The organism is Flavobacterium sp. JLP (assembly GCF_015350755.1).
In the GTDB taxonomy this organism is placed as follows: domain Bacteria; phylum Bacteroidota; class Bacteroidia; order Flavobacteriales; family Flavobacteriaceae; genus Flavobacterium.
The window spans coordinates 1-18,112 of the sequence record NZ_JADKPS010000002.1 but is presented as its reverse complement, the minus strand read 5'-3'; the positions used below and the strand labels follow the sequence as shown (position 1 = coordinate 18,112).

15 protein-coding genes are annotated in these 18,112 nt (G+C 33.7%); all 15 read left to right on the top strand.

The annotated features are described in order from the left end of the window. Window positions 1–11: 11 nt before the first annotated feature. The 15 genes from IRZ83_RS05500 (at window position 12) to IRZ83_RS05430 (ending at window position 18,047) form a co-directional block, all read left to right on the top strand. The gene (locus IRZ83_RS05500) at window positions 12–1,682 is read left to right on the top strand and encodes a DUF4270 domain-containing protein (protein WP_194567379.1); all 1,671 of its coding nucleotides are present in this window, start codon (window positions 12–14) and stop codon (window positions 1,680–1,682) included. A 9-nt stretch (window positions 1,683–1,691) separates the two neighbouring features. Next, window positions 1,692–3,542 carry a glutamine--fructose-6-phosphate transaminase (isomerizing) gene (glmS, locus tag IRZ83_RS05495; protein WP_029271065.1) on the top strand — a complete coding sequence of 617 codons (1,851 nt, stop codon included), beginning with the start codon at window positions 1,692–1,694 and terminating at the stop codon, window positions 3,540–3,542. A 303-nt stretch (window positions 3,543–3,845) separates the two neighbouring features. Next, window positions 3,846–6,659, top strand: coding sequence for a TonB-dependent receptor (locus IRZ83_RS05490; RefSeq protein WP_194567377.1), 2,814 nt, complete (start codon window positions 3,846–3,848; stop codon window positions 6,657–6,659). Between the two features lie 96 nt (window positions 6,660–6,755). Continuing rightward, window positions 6,756–8,315 carry a lipase gene (locus IRZ83_RS05485; RefSeq protein WP_029271061.1) on the top strand — a complete coding sequence of 520 codons (1,560 nt, stop codon included), beginning with the start codon at window positions 6,756–6,758 and terminating at the stop codon, window positions 8,313–8,315. A 236-nt stretch (window positions 8,316–8,551) separates the two neighbouring features. Then, window positions 8,552–10,063, top strand: a complete 1,512-nt coding sequence (gene atpD / locus IRZ83_RS05480; RefSeq protein ID WP_026984148.1) for a F0F1 ATP synthase subunit beta — start codon at window positions 8,552–8,554, stop codon at window positions 10,061–10,063. Between the two features lie 83 nt (window positions 10,064–10,146). Then, on the top strand, window positions 10,147–10,428 hold the full coding sequence (locus IRZ83_RS05475; protein ID WP_029271058.1) for a F0F1 ATP synthase subunit epsilon: 282 nt from the start codon (window positions 10,147–10,149) through the stop codon (window positions 10,426–10,428). Between the two features lie 170 nt (window positions 10,429–10,598). Beyond that, window positions 10,599–11,006, top strand: coding sequence for a hypothetical protein (locus IRZ83_RS05470; RefSeq protein WP_194567375.1), 408 nt, complete (start codon window positions 10,599–10,601; stop codon window positions 11,004–11,006). A gap of 31 nt (window positions 11,007–11,037) precedes the next feature. Then, the gene (locus IRZ83_RS05465) at window positions 11,038–12,174 is read left to right on the top strand and encodes an aminotransferase class I/II-fold pyridoxal phosphate-dependent enzyme (RefSeq protein ID WP_194567373.1); all 1,137 of its coding nucleotides are present in this window, start codon (window positions 11,038–11,040) and stop codon (window positions 12,172–12,174) included. Window positions 12,175–12,365: 191 nt separating this feature from the next. Beyond that, complete coding sequence (locus IRZ83_RS05460) at window positions 12,366–12,560, top strand: hypothetical protein (protein WP_194567366.1); 195 nt, start codon at window positions 12,366–12,368, stop codon at window positions 12,558–12,560. A gap of 56 nt (window positions 12,561–12,616) precedes the next feature. Continuing rightward, complete coding sequence (locus tag IRZ83_RS05455; RefSeq protein ID WP_194567365.1) at window positions 12,617–13,480, top strand: TraB/GumN family protein; 864 nt, start codon at window positions 12,617–12,619, stop codon at window positions 13,478–13,480. 7 nt (window positions 13,481–13,487) lie between these two features. Further along, the gene (locus IRZ83_RS05450; protein ID WP_029271053.1) at window positions 13,488–13,991 is read left to right on the top strand and encodes an RNA polymerase sigma factor; all 504 of its coding nucleotides are present in this window, start codon (window positions 13,488–13,490) and stop codon (window positions 13,989–13,991) included. Further along, on the top strand, window positions 13,981–14,595 hold the full coding sequence (locus IRZ83_RS05445) for a hypothetical protein (RefSeq protein ID WP_194567364.1): 615 nt from the start codon (window positions 13,981–13,983) through the stop codon (window positions 14,593–14,595). The genes IRZ83_RS05450 and IRZ83_RS05445 overlap by 11 nt, the downstream gene beginning before the upstream one ends. Before the next feature lie 157 nt (window positions 14,596–14,752). Next, window positions 14,753–15,370 (top strand): dethiobiotin synthase, encoded by a 618-nt coding sequence (gene bioD / locus IRZ83_RS05440; RefSeq protein ID WP_194567363.1) that lies wholly within the window; start codon window positions 14,753–14,755, stop codon window positions 15,368–15,370. Between the two features lie 99 nt (window positions 15,371–15,469). Beyond that, entirely contained in the window at window positions 15,470–16,741 is a 1,272-nt protein-coding gene (gene bioA / locus IRZ83_RS05435) for an adenosylmethionine--8-amino-7-oxononanoate transaminase (protein ID WP_194567362.1), read from the top strand. Between the two features lie 139 nt (window positions 16,742–16,880). Beyond that, the gene (locus IRZ83_RS05430) at window positions 16,881–18,047 is read left to right on the top strand and encodes a beta-ketoacyl synthase N-terminal-like domain-containing protein (protein ID WP_194567360.1); all 1,167 of its coding nucleotides are present in this window, start codon (window positions 16,881–16,883) and stop codon (window positions 18,045–18,047) included. The last annotated feature ends 65 nt before the right edge of the window (window positions 18,048–18,112 follow it).

Genomic DNA, 18,112 nt, shown 5'->3' with positions numbered 1-18,112 from the left:
TATTATTAAACATGTATAATACTTCTTTTATTAAGAAAATTCTAATAGTTGCAACAGTTGTTCTTTTATATTCTTGCGATAAAGATTTTAATGCGATTGGTGATGATTTAATCGGAGATAATCATTTTGGTTTAACGCCAGAAAATTACGATGTGCTTGCATATAATCAAGAAGTAACTCCAATTCAATCAAATGGATTGCCAATTAATGCTTTGGGTATATACGATAATCCTGTTTTTGGTACAACAACAGCAAATTATAATACACAAGTAGCTTTAAGTGAATATGCTCCAACAATTGGTGATGCACCAGAAATAGAGAGTGTAGTTTTGAGTGTGCCTTATTTTAGTCATATCACCGCTGCAGACCCAAAAGGAGGTAGTGTATATGCCTTAGATTCTATTTTTGGAGATCCAAAAGGGAAGATTAAATTAAGTGTTTACGAATCTGGTGTTCAAACACGTGCAAGTTATTTTGATACAGGTAATCAATTGGTGCAATTGTACTATACTGATGAAAATGCTAATTTTGATAATTTCAAAAAAACGTTATTAAATGACGGAAAAGCTTCTGAAAACACTGAATTTTTCTTTGATGCTGCACAAAAAATTGACTCAACTGTAGATGCAACAACAAAAAAAGTAACGGTAACCTATTCTGCGCCAGAAATGCGTTTGCATTTAAATAATGCATTTTTTCAAGCTAAAATTTTAAATGCGCCTGCTTCAAAATTATCTTCTGCAGATGTTTTTCAAGAATATTTTAGAGGATTGTATTTTAAAGTTGAAAAATCTGGCAGCAATACAAGCAATATGGCATTGATTGATTTTGCGAAAAGCGGAAAAATTACAATAAAGTATAAAGCTAGAACGGCAATTACTACTGATCCTGAAGCTACAATGGAGGATAAAACTTTAGTGCTTACTTTAACAGGGAGTACGGTAAACTTGCTTCAAGATGCAAAAAATGCTGTCTATGATAATGCAATAAAAAATCCAAATGTTACAGAAGGAGATGATAGGCTTTATTTAAAAGGAGGTCAAGGTTCTGTTGCGGTTATTGATCTTTTTGATAAAACAGATTTAATAGGATACAACAGCGATGGTGTGTTGCAAAATGCCCCAAACGGTGTTTCAGACGCATTAGATGAAATTAGAAATAACGTTACAACTAAAAAATGGTTGGTTAACGAAGCTAATCTTGTTTTTTATATCGATTCAGACAATATGTCAAAAGCAGATCCAGTAACTAAGTTATTAGCTGATGAACCAAAAAGAGTTTATTTGTATGATTTAACTAATAATCTTCCTTTGATAGATTATTCTGACGGAACTTCGGGGGTTTTAACTCCAACAGATCCAAAATCTACTAAATATGTTTTTGGCGGTATTATTGATATTGATGCTACTACAAAACGAGGAAAAACATATAAGGTAAGAATAACAAATCACGTTCGAAATCTTGTAAAAGACGCTACAGCAGTTAATGTTAAACTAGGTTTAGCTGTTACGCAAGATATCAGTATTATTGCTTCAAATAAATTAAAAGCGAAAAACAGCGTTATTTCTGAAGCGCCAAGAGGCTCAGTAATTAGTCCGGCAGGGACAATCTTGTATGGAGGAAAATCTTCTGCAGGAGATAAAAAACTGAAACTTGAAATTTACTACACGAAACCAAATTAATAAATATATATGTGTGGAATTGTTGGATATATCGGTCATAGAGAGGCGTATCCTATTGTTATCAAGGGATTAAAGCGACTCGAGTACAGAGGATATGATAGCGCCGGTGTTATGTTGTTTGACAACGAAGCTGGGGTAAAACTTTGTAAAACAAAAGGTAAAGTTTCGGATCTTGAGGCTAAGGCAAAAGACAATTTTACAACAAATGGAACTATAGGAATTGGACATACACGTTGGGCAACTCATGGTGTTCCGAATGATGTAAACTCGCATCCTCATCTTTCTAATTCTGGTGAATTGGTAATTATTCACAACGGAATTATTGAGAATTATGCACCGCTTAAAGAAGAATTAAAAAAAAGAGGTTATACTTTTAAATCTGATACGGATACAGAAGTTTTAGTAAACTTAATTGAAGAAGTTCAGAAAAAAGAAAATATTAAACTTGGTAAAGCGGTTCAAATTGCTTTAAACCAAGTTGTAGGAGCATATGCAATTGCTGTTTTTGATAAAAAAAATCCAAATGAAATTGTTGCAGCAAGATTAGGAAGCCCGTTAGCTATTGGTGTTGGTGAAGGAGAATATTTTATTGCTTCAGATGCTTCGCCTTTTATTGAATATACTGCAAATGCAATTTATCTTGAAGATGGTGAAATGGCAAACATTAGATTGCATAAGCCTCTTAAGGTTAGAAAAATAAAAGACGACTCGTTAGTAGATCCTTATATCCAAGAGCTTCAAATGAATTTGGAGCAAATTGAAAAAGGCGGTTACGACCATTTTATGCTAAAAGAAATCTACGAACAGCCAAGTGTAATTAAAGATACTTACAGAGGAAGACTTCATGCAAATGAAGGAATAGTTCAGATGGCAGGTGTTGAGGATAATCTTGAAAAATTTCTTAACGCTGATAGAATTATTATTGTTGCTTGTGGTACTTCATGGCACGCAGGTTTAGTTGCAGAATACATTTTTGAGGAGTTTACTCGTATTCCTGTTGAAGTAGAATATGCTTCTGAATTTAGATACAGAAACCCAATCATTAATAAAAACGATGTTGTAATTGCTATTTCTCAATCAGGAGAAACTGCAGATACAATGGCGGCTATTAAATTGGCTAAAGAAAACGGAGCATTCGTTTTTGGAGTTTGTAACGTTGTTGGTTCGTCTATCTCTAGAGAAAGCCATGCAGGTGCTTACACACATGCAGGACCAGAAATTGGAGTAGCTTCAACTAAAGCTTTTACAACTCAAATCACAGTGTTGACTATGATCGCTTTGAGATTAGGAAAAGCAAAAGGAACTTTATCAAATACAGATTTTCATACTTATTTGCAAGAATTAGAGATAATTCCCGAAAAAGTAGCTGAGGCATTAGAAACTAACGACAGAGCAAAAGAAATTGCTGCAGCTTTTAAAGATGCGCCAAACTGTTTGTACTTAGGTCGTGGATATAATTTTCCAGTAGCTCTTGAAGGAGCCTTAAAGCTTAAAGAAATTTCATATATTCACGCTGAAGGTTATCCTGCAGCCGAGATGAAACACGGTCCGATTGCTTTAATTGATGAACATATGCCCGTTATTGTAATTGCACCTAAACAAGGTCACTACGATAAAATTGTAAGTAATATTCAAGAGATTAAATCAAGAAGCGGTAAAATTATTGCCGTTGTTACTAAAGGAGATACACAAGTTCGTGAATTAGCTGATTATGTAATCGAAATTCCAGAAACTTCAGATGCTTTATCTCCATTAATTACGACTATACCATTGCAATTACTTTCTTACTATATTGCTGTAATGAGAGGTTGTAATGTAGATCAGCCTCGTAACTTGGCAAAGTCTGTTACGGTAGAATAATATATGTAAACATACAAATGTTAAAAAAGCGAGATTTAGGTCTCGCTTTTTTTTATTGTCATATTTTTTTTCTAACCCCTGTATTTTTATTGAATCCTCATTTTTTTTCTTAAATTTTATATGTATGCATACTATTTAAGATTTGAAAAGGTTTGTTGTTGCCGTTAGTTTAATAAAAGTCAATGTGAAAAAGTTAAAATACTAACTAAAAAGATGCGTATTATTAATTTTTTTTAACGTTTTTTTATTAATATTAAAATTATTTGTATTTTGGCTAGATAAACTAACCAAAAACTAACCAAAATGAGAGTGTATTTACTAATTATGTTGTTTTTCTGCGGAGTTTCCTTTGCGCAGAACACAATTACTGGTTCTGTTACCGATAGTAACAAACAATCTATTCCTGGTGCGAATGTTAATGTAGTTGGAAGTTCAACAGGAACTTCAACTGACTTTGATGGCACATTTAAATTAAGTACTACCGCGAAGCCGCCTTTTACAATTAAAGTATCGGCAGTGGGTTTTGAAACTAAAACGATTAGTATTACATCGCTGAATCAAAAAGTTGATGTGATTCTAAAAGATGAAGAAACAAAACTGGATGAAATCGTAGTTTCTGCTTCAAGAACTCCAGAAAGAGTAATTGAATCGCCAGTTACAATTGAGAGGATGGGAATTCAGGAAATTAAAAATACTACGGCAGCTACTTTTTATGATGGATTAGAAAACCTTAAAGAGGTCCATTTTAATACCAGCAGTATTTCATTTAAATCGATTAATACCCGTGGTTTTGCTTCTGTGGCCAATACTCGTTTTATGCAATTGGTTGATGGAATGGATAACTCGTCACCAGCACTAAACTTTGTACTAGGTAACTTAATTGGTATATCGGATATTGATGTGGCTAATGTGGAGCTTTTGCCTGGAGCATCTTCTGCACTTTACGGAGCAAATGCTTTTAACGGTATAATGTTTATGAACAGTAAAAGTCCTTTTACAAATGAAGGAATTAGTGTTTACTACAAATATGGCCAGACTACTCAAAATGCAGCTGGAACAAATGATTACAATGATTTTGGAATTAGAGCAGCAAAAGCATTTACACAGCATTTTGCCTTAAAAGCCAACTTTACTTATATGGAGGCAACTGAATGGATTGCTGCTGATACAAGAAGTATGACTGGAGGTTCTGTTGGGCATGCAATGAATCAAAATTATGATGGATTAAATATTTACGGAGACGAGGTTACTACTTTTATTCCAAATGTTGGACAAGTAAGCAGAACTGGATACCGTGAACAAGATTTAACAGATAACAAGGTTAAAAATGTCAAAGCCGATTTTTCTGCACATATCAAACCTTTTAATGATAGTGAGACAGAAGTTATCTTGCAATATAAAATTGGGTTAGGTAGTACAATCTATCAAGGAGCTAATAGATATGCGCTGAAAGGCTTTATGATGCAACAAGGAAAAATTGAAGTAAAAGGAAAGAACTTTTTCGTTAGAGCATATGCTACAGATGAAGATGCAGGAAATTCATACGATATGAGATTCGCAGCATGGAATGTTAATAGAGCAGCAAAATCTGATACAAACTGGTTTACTGATTATGGAAGATCTTTTCAATTGTCTTCTGCTGTACTTGGACTTAATGCAAATGACGCCGCAAATTATGCTAGAAACTTCGCAGATTATAATGTTTCGCCAGGTTTAAATTTGGTGCCAAATACCGATCCTAATAATCCTAGTGCTCCAAGATCGGCGAGATTTGAGCCGGGTTCTCCTCAATTTAAAACTGCTTTATCAACTGTAGTTTCTAATCCTGATTTAACTCAAGGGGCTAAATTTATTGATCACTCAAAATTATACCATACAGATGTGAATTATAATTTTAGAGATATTATTAAATGGGCTGAAATTCAAGTTGGTGGTTCTTGGAGAAAATACATAATGGATTCTGAAGGAACTATCTTTACAGATTATGATGGTCCTATTGATTATAAAGAATACGGCGCTTACGGACAATTGACTAAAAAATTCATGGAAGATAGATTGAAATTCACAGGATCTTTACGTTATGATAAAAGTCAAAACTTTGATGGAAAAATTTCACCAAGAGTTTCATTCGTTTATTCTGCTGGAGAGTCTAAAAGACATAACTTCAGATTGTCTTACCAAACAGGTTTCCGTAATCCAACAACGCAAGATCAGTATATTGGTTTAGATTTAGGTCCATTTGCTTTGATTGGTTCAGCTCCTGAAAATTTAGATCGTTTTCAAGAAACTGTAAATGTAAGTGCTGCAGGTCAGGCAGTAGCTGGGCAACCTGCAACTATCGCGATGTCTGGTCAAAATGCATATCATAACGCTTATACTGTGGCTTCTGTTCAGGCTTTTGCTGCTTCTGCAAATCCAGCAGATCTTAAAGTTGCGAATATTGGATTGGTAAAACCGGAGCAAGTTCAAGCTTTTGAAGTTGGGTATCGGTCAGTAGTTCAAAATGATTTGTCAATCGATTTGAATGCTTATTATAATATTTATAATGATTTCATGAATACGGCGAGAGTAATATCTCCTTATTACGGAACAGTAGGTACAGATTCTTCTAATCCTGCAGTACAGCAAACTTATCAAGCGTTAGCATTTGGTGACAGAAGAGTTTATCAAGTTTATACGAATACCACAGCTCAAATTTCTTCTTTTGGTTTTGGAGTTGGTTTATCTAAAAAAGTGTATAAAGATTTTGAGGTAGGAGTTAATTATAACTATGCGCAATTTGACTTTGATCAATCAGAAGATCCAAGTTTTGTGGCTGGATTTAATACGCCTAAACACAGGATTAAAGCGTCACTTGGTAATGCTAAAGTGATCAAAAATTTAGGTTTTAATGTAAATGTGAGATGGAATACAGAATATTTATGGCAATCTTCTTTCGGAGACGGAATGATTCCAGAAAATACTGTTCTTGATGCTCAAATTAATTATGCTTTTCCAAAACTTAAATCAGTACTTAAAGTTGGGGCAACTAATCTTTTTGGATCAGATTATCTTCAAGTGATTGGAGCTGGAGCAATTGGCCAAATGTGGTTTGCTTCTTGGACAATCAATCCATAATTAAAAGCATTTAATTGAATGAAGCAGGTTTTTCTTTCTTTTTTTATTATTCAATAAAAGTAAAATGAAAGAAGTATTAATTTTAAACTTAATGACATGAAAAAAAATATAAAATGGCTTTTATTGGTTTCTTTAACCTTTATGGCATGTAATAATGATGAAAGTGATGCGCCGGTAGAGGTGCCTGTTGTTCCTGGATCAGCAGTTTTTACAAAATATGTGGCGCTCGGAGATTCTTTTGCTGCGGGTTATAGTGATAATGCGCTGTTTAAAAAAGGCCAAGAAGGAGCTTATACTAATATTTTGGCACAGCAATTTGTTGCTGCCGGCGGAGGTGCTTTTGCAACTCCGTTTATGAATGATAATATTGGTGGTTTGCTTGTAGGAGGAAAGGTTGCGGCGGGAACACGTTTGTATTTCAACGGAGTTGGACCGGTAAATGTTTCGGGTACACCAACTACTGAAGTGACAGCGCATCTTACAGGTTCGTTTGGTAATTTAGGTGTTCCGGGTGCTAAGAGTTTTCATTTATTAGCCGCAGGTTATGGTAATGTGGCTGGATTGGCAACAGGAGCTTCAAATCCTTATTTTGTTCGATTTGCCAGTGCGCCTTCAACAACAGTTTTGGCTGATGCGGTAGCGCAGAATCCGACTTTTTTCTCTTTATTTATTGGTGGAAATGATGTTTTAGCTTATGCAACTTCTGGTGGAATTGGAAAAGACCAAACAGGAAATGCAAATCCAGCGACTTATGGAGGAAACGATATTACAGATCCAGCAGTTTTTGCAAGTGTTTACAATAATTTGGTTACAGGTCTAACTTCGAAAGGAGCAAAAGGAGTGGTGGCTAATTTGCCATACATTACAGCTTTGCCTTATTTTACAACTGTTCCTTACAATCCGCTTACGGCTAAATCGCTGGGTGGTGATAATGAAGCAGTGGGTAAAGCAACTATTCAAGCTTTGAATGCACAATTATATGGACCATTAAAACAAGCATTGACTGCGTTTAGTGCAGGAGACAGAATTAATTTGTTGTCTGAAACTGCTGCTAATCCGGTTTTAATAAAAGATGAATCGCTGACTAATTTATCAGCTCAGTTAACGGCTGCATTTACACCAACATTAGGAGCTCAGACTGCGGCTTTTTATGGAGCTGTTTTTGGACAGGCAAGACAAGCTAAAGCTACAGATCTTGTAGTTTTGCCAACAAGAACTGCAATTGGTGCTGCGCCAGTGGCTGAGGATTCTGGTCTTGGAATTGCACCGCCTGCTCCATTAAATAAATTTGGAGTAACTTATCCTTTGCAGGATAAACACGTACTAATTCCGACGGAAATTGCTGAGATTAAAAAAGCAACAGACGCTTATAATGTAACAATCGAAGCCGTTGCCAAAGAAAAAGGTTTGGCTTTTGTTGATACGAGAGCGACTTTAACCCAGTTATCAAGTGGAGGAATTCGATTTGGGAATTTCAGTATGACTTCTACATATGTTACCGGAGGAGCTTTTTCTTTAGATGGAGTTCATCCAAGTGCAAGAGGTTATGGTTTAATCGCAAATATTTTTATAGATGCAATTAACAAACAATACGGTTCGACTTTGCGTCATGTTGATTTGGCTTTATATCCAATTCAATATCCCGCATCTTTATAATAAAGCCAATTTTTTTAGTAAGAAAGTCACGCGTTTCTAAAATGTAGTGGCTTTTTTTATTTTTGCTAAAAAATGCTATTTTCGGTTTTTGAAGCCTGACTTTTAGGAATCAAACAAAATCGTAGTATTTTTTATAAAAAAAATATTGATTTTATATTTTAAAAAATTATCTTTGCGCTCTGAAAAAAGAGGTATTTTCGATAAACCTAAATAGCTATTTAATAAATACATAAGTAATGTCAAAAGTAATAGGAAAAGTTGCTCAAATCATTGGACCAGTAGTTGACGTAGTTTTCAACGGTAAGGATGTTGAACTTCCAAAAATTTATGATTCACTAGAAGTCACTAAAAAAGATGGAACATTATTAGTTCTAGAAGTACAATCTCATATTGGAGAAAACACTGTTCGTACCATTTCTATGGACTCAACAGATGGTTTGTCAAGAGGATATGAAGTAGTTGGAACTGGTAATCCAATCCAAATGCCAATCGGTCCAGATGTATATGGAAGATTATTCAATGTAATTGGAGATGCAATTGATGGTTTAGGAAACTTGCCAAAAACTGGAGAAAACGGTTTGTCTATTCACAGACAAGCTCCTAAATTCGAAGATTTATCAACTTCATCTGAAGTTTTATTCACAGGTATTAAAGTAATCGATTTGATTGAGCCTTACGCAAAAGGGGGTAAAATTGGATTGTTTGGTGGTGCAGGTGTTGGTAAAACAGTATTGATTCAGGAGTTGATCAACAATATCGCAAAAGGTCACGGTGGACTTTCAGTATTCGCAGGAGTAGGTGAAAGAACACGTGAAGGAAATGACTTGCTTCGTGAGATGTTAGAGTCAGGAATTATTAAATATGGTGATGATTTCATGCACTCTATGGAAAATGGAGGATGGGATTTGTCTAAAGTAGATATGCCAGGAATGAGAGAGTCTAAAGCTACTTTCGTTTTCGGACAAATGAATGAGCCTCCTGGAGCTCGTGCTCGTGTAGCACTTTCAGGATTATCTATCGCTGAGTATTTCCGTGATGGAGCTGGAACTGATCAAGGTAAAGACGTATTGTTTTTCGTTGATAACATCTTCCGTTTTACACAAGCAGGTTCTGAGGTATCAGCACTTTTAGGTCGTATGCCTTCTGCAGTAGGATACCAACCAACTTTGGCAACAGAGATGGGAGCTATGCAAGAGCGTATTACATCTACAAACAAAGGATCTATTACATCTGTACAAGCGGTTTACGTTCCTGCGGATGACTTAACTGACCCGGCGCCGGCAACAACGTTTGCTCACTTAGATGCTACAACAGTATTGTCTCGTAAAATTGCTGAGTTAGGTATTTATCCTGCGGTTGACCCGTTAGATTCTACTTCAAGAATTTTAACTCCTCAAATTTTAGGAAATGAGCACTACGACTGTGCACAAAGAGTAAAAGAAATTCTTCAAAAATACAAGCAATTGCAAGATATTATCGCGATCTTAGGTATGGAAGAATTATCTGAAGAAGATAAATTATCAGTATCTAGAGCACGTCGTGTTCAACGTTTCTTGTCTCAGCCTTTCCACGTAGCGGAGCAATTTACAGGTATTCCTGGAGTATTGGTTGATATTAAAGATACTATCAAAGGTTTCAACATGATTATCGATGGTGAATTAGATCATCTTCCTGAAGCAGCTTTCAACTTGAAAGGTTCTATTCAAGATGCTATCGAAGCTGGAGAAAAAATGTTGGCTGAAGCTTAATATAATTATGAATTATGAGTTATAAATTATGAGTTTCAACTCACTTATAACTCATAACTTATAACTCATAACTAAAAAAAAAAATGATTTTAGAAATAGTATCACCAGAAGCAAAATTATTTTCAGGAGAAGTAACATCTGTTACATTGCCTGGAGTTGATGGAAGCTTTCAAATTTTGAACAATCACGCTCCTATTGTTTCTATTTTAGAAAAAGGAACTATTAAAATTGCAGCTTCAAACTTCAATTTTTCTAAAGAGGTAGCGACTAAATTCAAGAAAGTAAACGATCAGACTTATACATTAGAGATTACATCGGGTACTATCGAGATGAAAGATAATAAAGTAATTGTTTTAGTTGATTAAGACAATTTCAAAATAAATGAAAAAGCCAAACATTATTGTTTGGCTTTTTTTATTTTTAGAGCATGGAAGAAAATCAAAGAGAGGAATTAATTTATATTTCAAAAAGACCTTTTTGGCACTATCTAATTACCTTTTTTTTCTATTTTTTATTATCGTTTATGTTTCTTGAAATGGTAGATCTTTTTTATTTAGGAAAGGTTTTATACGGATTAAGATTCACACTTGCTGTTTTAGTGATTTTTATATGTGCAGCTGGATTAACTTTTACTAAAAAAGTATATACAAATACTGACTTAAAAACAGTTCGATTTAATTTTACATTGTTTAAAATTCAGTTAGGCAAGGATATAATTTTTAAGGATGTTAAATATGTATCGGTTTATAAAAATTATTCAGATAGAGATTTTGAAATTAAAATTTGGCTTTCTGACACGAAAAAGAAAACAGTTTCAGTATACCTAAATTCGGAAGCGGCTTTTACACTAGCCTATTGCATTGCTGTTGGATTAGATGTAAATTTACTTGATGCTACTGAAAAAGGAAACTTCAAATGGATTGAAAAAGAAAATCTGAAATAATGTTTGATTTGATTTTCATAACTTTGTTTTTATGAAATTACCAGAAAATCTTATTCAAAGGCTTGAAAACAGGAAGCAAAATAATTCGTTGAGACAATTGCCAAGCTTTAATAATCTTGTCGATTTTTCTTCTAACGATTATATCGGATTTTCGAAATCAGAATCGATTTTTAAATTAACACATCATTATTTAGTCGAAAATGAGATTATTCAGAACGGGGCTACAGGTTCAAGATTAATTTCTGGCAACCATTCTTTATATCAAATTGCGGAAAATTTCATTTCGCATTTTCATGAGGCTGAATCGGCTTTAATTTTTAATTCGGGTTATGATGCCAATGTTGGTTTTTTTAGCGCTGTACCACAACGAAACGATGTTATTCTATATGATGAACTAAGTCATGCTTCTATTCGGGACGGAATTACAATGTCGAATGCCAAATCATATAAATTCAATCATAATGATTTTGAAGATTTAGAACGTCTTATACTTAAATTTCCAGACACAAATATCTACATCATTACTGAAACCGTTTTTTCTATGGATGGTGATAGTCCAAATCTTGAAGAATTAGCGCAGCTTTCAGAAAAATACAATTGCTATTTAGTGGTTGATGAAGCACATACTCTAGGTGTTTTTGATGAAAAAGGAGAAGGCTTAAGTCAATATCTGCACTTGCACAATAGAATTTTTGCCCGAATTATGACTTTTGGAAAAGCTTTGGGCTGTCACGGCGCTGCAATTTTAGGTAGTTCAGAACTTAAGGAATATTTGATAAACTTCTCCAGAAGTTTTATTTACACAACAGGATTGTCTCCACATTCTGTAGCCACAATTTTAATTGCCTATCAACAATTAGAAATCGAAGCACAAACTATAGATAAACTGCGCCAGAATATAATTTTGTTTAATCAGCAGAAAAATTTATTAGGCTTAAAGCCGATGTTTGTTAGAAGCAAGTCTGCCATTCAATCTGCGATTGTTCCCGGTAATGAAAATGTCAAAAGATTAGCGCAACAGTTGCAAGATAGAGGTTTCGATGTAAAACCAATTCTGTCGCCAACAGTTCCAGAAGGTCAGGAACGTCTGCGTTTTTGTATTCACAGTTATAATTCTGAAGAAGAAATTAATCAAGTACTAGAATTATTAAGAAATTCCATTTTTTAGTTTTCTATTCAACAGAGAGAGTAACGACTGAGAAAATAAAGAATTATTTTTTGTGTTTTCTCTGTTTTTTTCTTTTTGAATTCCTGTGTAATAGCTGAATTTCCGTACTTTTTGAAAAAAGTTTAAATTTTTTTTGTAACGTTTTGATTATTCGATTACTTACGAGCCGTAATCAAATAAACCAAATAATTATGAAAACTATAATCACTTTTGTAAAAAAAATCATTTGTAATTTATTGCTTGTTTTAACTTCCATTCAGGTAACTTATTCTTTAGTAAATCATTTTTTCTATAGCAAACCATATCCTGATTTTACAATAATAATTATTTGTCTGCTTATAGCAACTTATGCTTCTATAAAAAGAGAAAAATACAGCAAACTATAATTTGGAGTTTCAATCATCAAAATCATCAATCAATAATCAACTTAAAATCAATCAAAATGAAAAATTTATTTAAAGCAGCAGTAGTGGCAATCGCCATTATTTTTAGTGGAGCAACTCAAGCACAGACAACAGTTACAAAACTTGAAAATTCTCTTTTGTGGGAAGTATCAGGAAACGGATTATCGAAACCTTCTTATCTATACGGAACCATTCATATGATTTGCGGAGGAGATTATTTTCTTACTGAAAAAACAAAAAAAGCATTCGAAGCATCAAATAAATTAGTGCTAGAAATCAATTTCGCTGATCCGAAAGAGATGACAGAGATGCAAAAACTGGCTATGGGAAAAGAACCATTAAGCAAAAAGTTAAGTCCAGAACAATTGTCTAAATTAGATGAGATTTTGAAAAAGACAACTGGAATGACGGTGCAACAAGTAGATGCTTTTAGCTTAATGACAGTAATGAGTTTAATCTCAATGAAATCTTTTGGCTGTACAGATATAAAACTTTATGAAATGGAATTTATTGATCAAGCCAAAAAAAGAAATATTGAAATAGGCGGACTTGAAACGGTTAAATCTCAGTTTGCAATACTTGAAAATGCTTATTCAAATAACGAAATGATTGCCATGCTAAGTGAATCCACTCCAGAAGAAACATCTAAATTAGTAACGGCTTATAAAATGGAGAACATTGATGAATTGCATGAATTTAGTACGGATGAAAGATTTGCAAGTGAAAAAACCAGAAAAACAATTTTAGATGACAGAAACAGCAATTGGATTAATCAAATGCCAATATTAATGAAAAAAGAATCTGTGTTTTTTGCTTTTGGAGCGGCACATTTAGGAGGAGAATTTGGAGTGATTAATTTGTTAAGAAAAGCAGGATATAGTGTAAAACCGGTAATGAACTAGAAAAGTTTTGAAAGAGAAAGAACAAGAGTTTTTAAAACGGATAGAAAGTCACAAAGGAATTTTGTACAAGGTTTCTAAAATGTACATGGATAATTTTGATGATCAGCAAGATCTTTTTCAAGAAATTGTTTGTCAGCTTTGGAAATCGTACGACACTTTTAGAAATGAAAGTCAGTTTTCGACTTGGATGTATCGCGTCGCAGTAAATACAGCAATTGTTTTTCTTAGAAAAGAAAAGCGAAAAGTAGATAAGTATGAAATTGCTTCTGAAAATATTAAAGACGAAGAAGGCGATTCGCATATAAAAGAAAGTCAGCTTGATCATTTTTATAAAGCAGTTCAGAAACTTGAAAAAATTGACAAAGCCATTATTTTTTATCAGTTAGAAGGTTTCTCGCATAAAGAAATTGGAGAAAACCTTGGAATTTCTGAAGGGAATGCCCGCGTAAAACTGAACAGAGCAAAAGAAAAATTAAAAGAAATAATTAAAAATCAAGGATATGGATTTTAACGATATACAAAATGCATGGAATAACGAAAAGACAGAAAATGTCGTTCTTCCAAATAATTTAGAAAAAATACAATCGGCAAATACGCCACTGGATAAAATCAAAAAGAATTTAAAAAACGAATTTATTTATCAAATACTTTCAATTATTTTTATAGGATTTATTCCCATATTATGCAATTTTCCGCAAAAAGGAATCGTTTTGTTTTATCTGCTTTATAGCCTTTTTACTGCCGTAAGCCTTTATTATTTGATAAAACTATATTTATTTTATAAGAGATTAGGCTCGATAGAATTAAAAACGAAAGACAGTTTGTATGAAACTTATTTTGACATAAGACTTAATATGGAATTGTATAAAACTTTTGGATTTGCCTTGACACCTTTTTTAATTTTATATTTGATCGGCCTTTTTTATTTTCAATTATCTAAAATTCCTGGTTTTTTGTCAAATGAAATTACAAATTATCAATTAGCAGTATTGGCCTCAGTAGTTATTTTTACTATGCTTTTTATGGGAATTATGCTGGAATGGTGGGTTCAAAAATTTTACGGTAAATACGCCAAAGAAATCAAAAAAGTGATCGACGAATTAAAAGAAGAATAAACAAAAATAGAACCCATTGTAATGATGGGTTTCTTTTTTATTGGTATTTTGCAGAGAATATTACACAGAGACTCACAGGGAAAATGCAGAGATCCCCAAAATTATTTATTCTTTGTGTAGCTTTGTGTAGCTTTGTGAATCTCTGCGTAACAAAATCATGAAAATATTTATAACAGGAATTTCTACCGATGTTGGTAAAACCATAGTTGCTACAATTGTGGTTGAAGCTTTAGAAGCTGACTATTGGAAACCTATTCAGGCTGGTGATTTAGGCAATTCTGACAGTCATAAAATCAAATCTAAAATCTCCAATCAAAAATCTAAAATTTTTGAAAATGCTTATCAGTTAAATACGCCAGCGAGTCCGCATTGGGCAGCGGAAATTGATGGAATTACAATTGATGTCAGTCAAATTCAAGAACCAGAAACAGATAATAATTTAGTTATTGAAGGAGCTGGAGGGATTTTTGTTCCGTTGAACGAAAAAGAAACTATTATTGATTTGATTAAACCGGATTATAAAATTATTGTTGTTTCAAGACATTATCTTGGCAGCATTAATCATACTTTATTGACAGTTGAAGCAATTCAGAATCGAGGTTTGCAAGTTTCCGGAATTATCTTCAGCGGCAGCGAAAACAAACCGACTGAAAGTTTAATCTTGAATAAAACAGGAATAAAATGCATTGGAAGAATTGACGAAGAACCGTACTTCGATCAAAATGTAATTAAAGAATACGCCGATTTGTTCCGACAAAACCTTGTTAATTTATAGAGCAAAGAATATAGAATAAAGAAAACAGACTTTTCTATCTTTGTCAAAACTACAGTGGTTTAGTCTTTGCTCTATACTCTGTTTTCTATATCCTAAAAAATGACTTTATCTGAAAAAGACAGCCAATATCTTTGGCATCCGTATACGCAGCACAAAACTTCTCAAACGCCAATTGTAATATCGAGAGGTGAAGGCGCGTTGCTGTGGGATGAAAATAATAAAGTATACATCGATGCGATTGCCTCTTGGTGGGTAAATCCGTTTGGCCACAGTAATAAATTTATTGCTGATTCGATCTATAAACAGCTGACCACTTTAGAACATGTTTTATTTGGAGGTTTTACACATGAACCCGCGATAAAAGTTGCAGAAAAACTCATGGAAATTTTGCCTAAAAACCAAGAGAAAATCTTCTTTTCTGATAATGGTTCGACAGCAGTTGAAGTAGCTATAAAAGTAGCTTTGCAATATTTCTTTAATAAAAATGAAAAACGAACCAAGATAATTGCTTTTGAAAATGCTTTTCACGGAGATACTTTTGCAGCAATGGCGGCAAGTGGCATTTCATTTTATACCCAAGCTTTTCAAGGAATGTTTATTGATGTTGTTCGGATTCCTGTTCCAGTAAAAGGAAAGGAACAAATTAGTTTTGATGCTTTAAAAAATGCAATTCAAAATCATAATTGTGCCGGATTTATTTTCGAACCTTTAGTTCAGGGTGCAGCCGGAATGGTAATGTACGAGCCAGAAGCATTAGCAAAACTAATTAGGATTTGTAAAGAAAACCAAGTTTTAACTATTGCAGATGAAGTTATGACCGGTTTTGGGAAAACAGGAAAAACATTTGCAATGGATTATGTTTCTGAAGAAGCAGATATGATTTGTTTGTCGAAAGCTTTGACTGGAGGAACAATACCTATGGCAATTACAACTTTTACTAAAGACATTTTTGATGCTTTTTTTGATGATGATATTAATAAAGCTTTGTTTCATGGGCACACCTTCACGGCGAATCCAACTGGTTGTGCAGCGGCTTTGGCAAGTATAGATTTATTGCAAACATCGGAAATGCAGCAGAACATCAAAAGAATTAATGCGAGTCATTTAGATTTTCAAAAGAAAATTGAAAATCATTCAAAAGTAATTACAGCCAGAACCTTAGGCGTTATCTTTGCCGTCGAAATCAAATCAGATTCTGAAGAAAGTTACTACGGCTCAATGCGCACAAAACTCTATAATTTCTTTATCGAAAATGGAGTAATTTTGAGACCAGTTGGCAACATTGTTTATATTTTGCCACCTTATATTATAACCGATGATCAACTTCAAGAAGTATATAAAACTATTGAAGAAGCGATTGAAATGGTATAGGTTTTTCAATCATATAAGAGATATAAATTCAATAAAAAAGTTTGGTCTAGTTGGTCTTATTACATTTGCTTATATCTCTTATATGGTTATAATAAAGTTCTAATTTTTCGCGAACTTGCACGTTTAAAAATCAGTAACATTGAAAACAAAAATCTCCATAACAGCTTTCTCTTCCATTTCTTCTCTAGGAAATAATACTGATGAAGTTTGGAAAAAATATCTTGATGGCCAACATTGCTTTTCCAAACAATTTATAGATCAGCAAGAGACTTCTGTTGCTGTTCTTGATGTTGCATCGAAGGAGCTTATTAAAACAATTCGGGAATCAGATTCTAAATATAAGTTTTTAGATGATTCGGTTTTATTTGCATTAGCAGTTTCACGAAAAGCTATTGAAGAGGCAGGCTGGAATTCAAAGGCTGTTTTTGGAATCAATATTGGTTCTTCACGTGGTGCTACTGATTTATTTGAAAAGCATTACAAAGAATATATAGATACGGGAAAAGCACAGACTTTGGCTTCTCCAACAACTACTTTAGGAAATATCTCCTCTTGGGTTGCACATGATTTACAAAATCATGGTCCAGAAATATCGCATTCTATAACTTGTTCGACAGCACTTCATGCAGTTTTAAATGGAATTGCCTGGCTGCAATCAGGAATGGCAGATAAGTTTTTAGTAGGAGGGAGCGAAGCGCCTTTGACTGATTTTACAATTGCCCAGATGCGTGCGCTCAAAATATATTCAAAAATTAATCAAGATGAACAAGCTTGGCCAAATCTCGCTTTTGATTTTCAGAAAACCCAAAACACCATGATTTTGGGTGAAGGCGCAGCGGTTTGCTGTTTAGAAGCAGGAGAAAAAGACAATGCAATCGCTTATGTTACTGGTGTTGGTTATGCAACCGAAATCCTAGAGCATAATATTTCTATTTCTGCAGAAGCGGACTGTTTTCAGAAATCCATGAAAATGGCTTTAAAAGACGAAAAATTAGAAGATATTGATGTAATCGTCATGCACGCACCAGGAACAATAAAAGGTGATTTGACAGAATTGCGCGCTGTAGAAAAAGTTTTTGGATCTAAATTGCCGTTATTGACAACCAACAAATGGAAAGTCGGGCATACCTTTGGCGCATCTGGAATGTTGAGCTTAGAATTAGCACTTTTTATGATGCAGCATGATACATTTATTGGAGTGCCTTTTTCAGAAGTAAAAACTCAGGCAAAATCGATTAAAAAAGTTTTGATAAACGCTGTAGGTTTTGGTGGAAACGCAGTAAGTATTTTGATTGAAAAACGATAGTAAACAAAAAATCCATTCTGTTTTGCAGAATGGATTTTTTTTAAATCTTATTATTTTATTGAAAG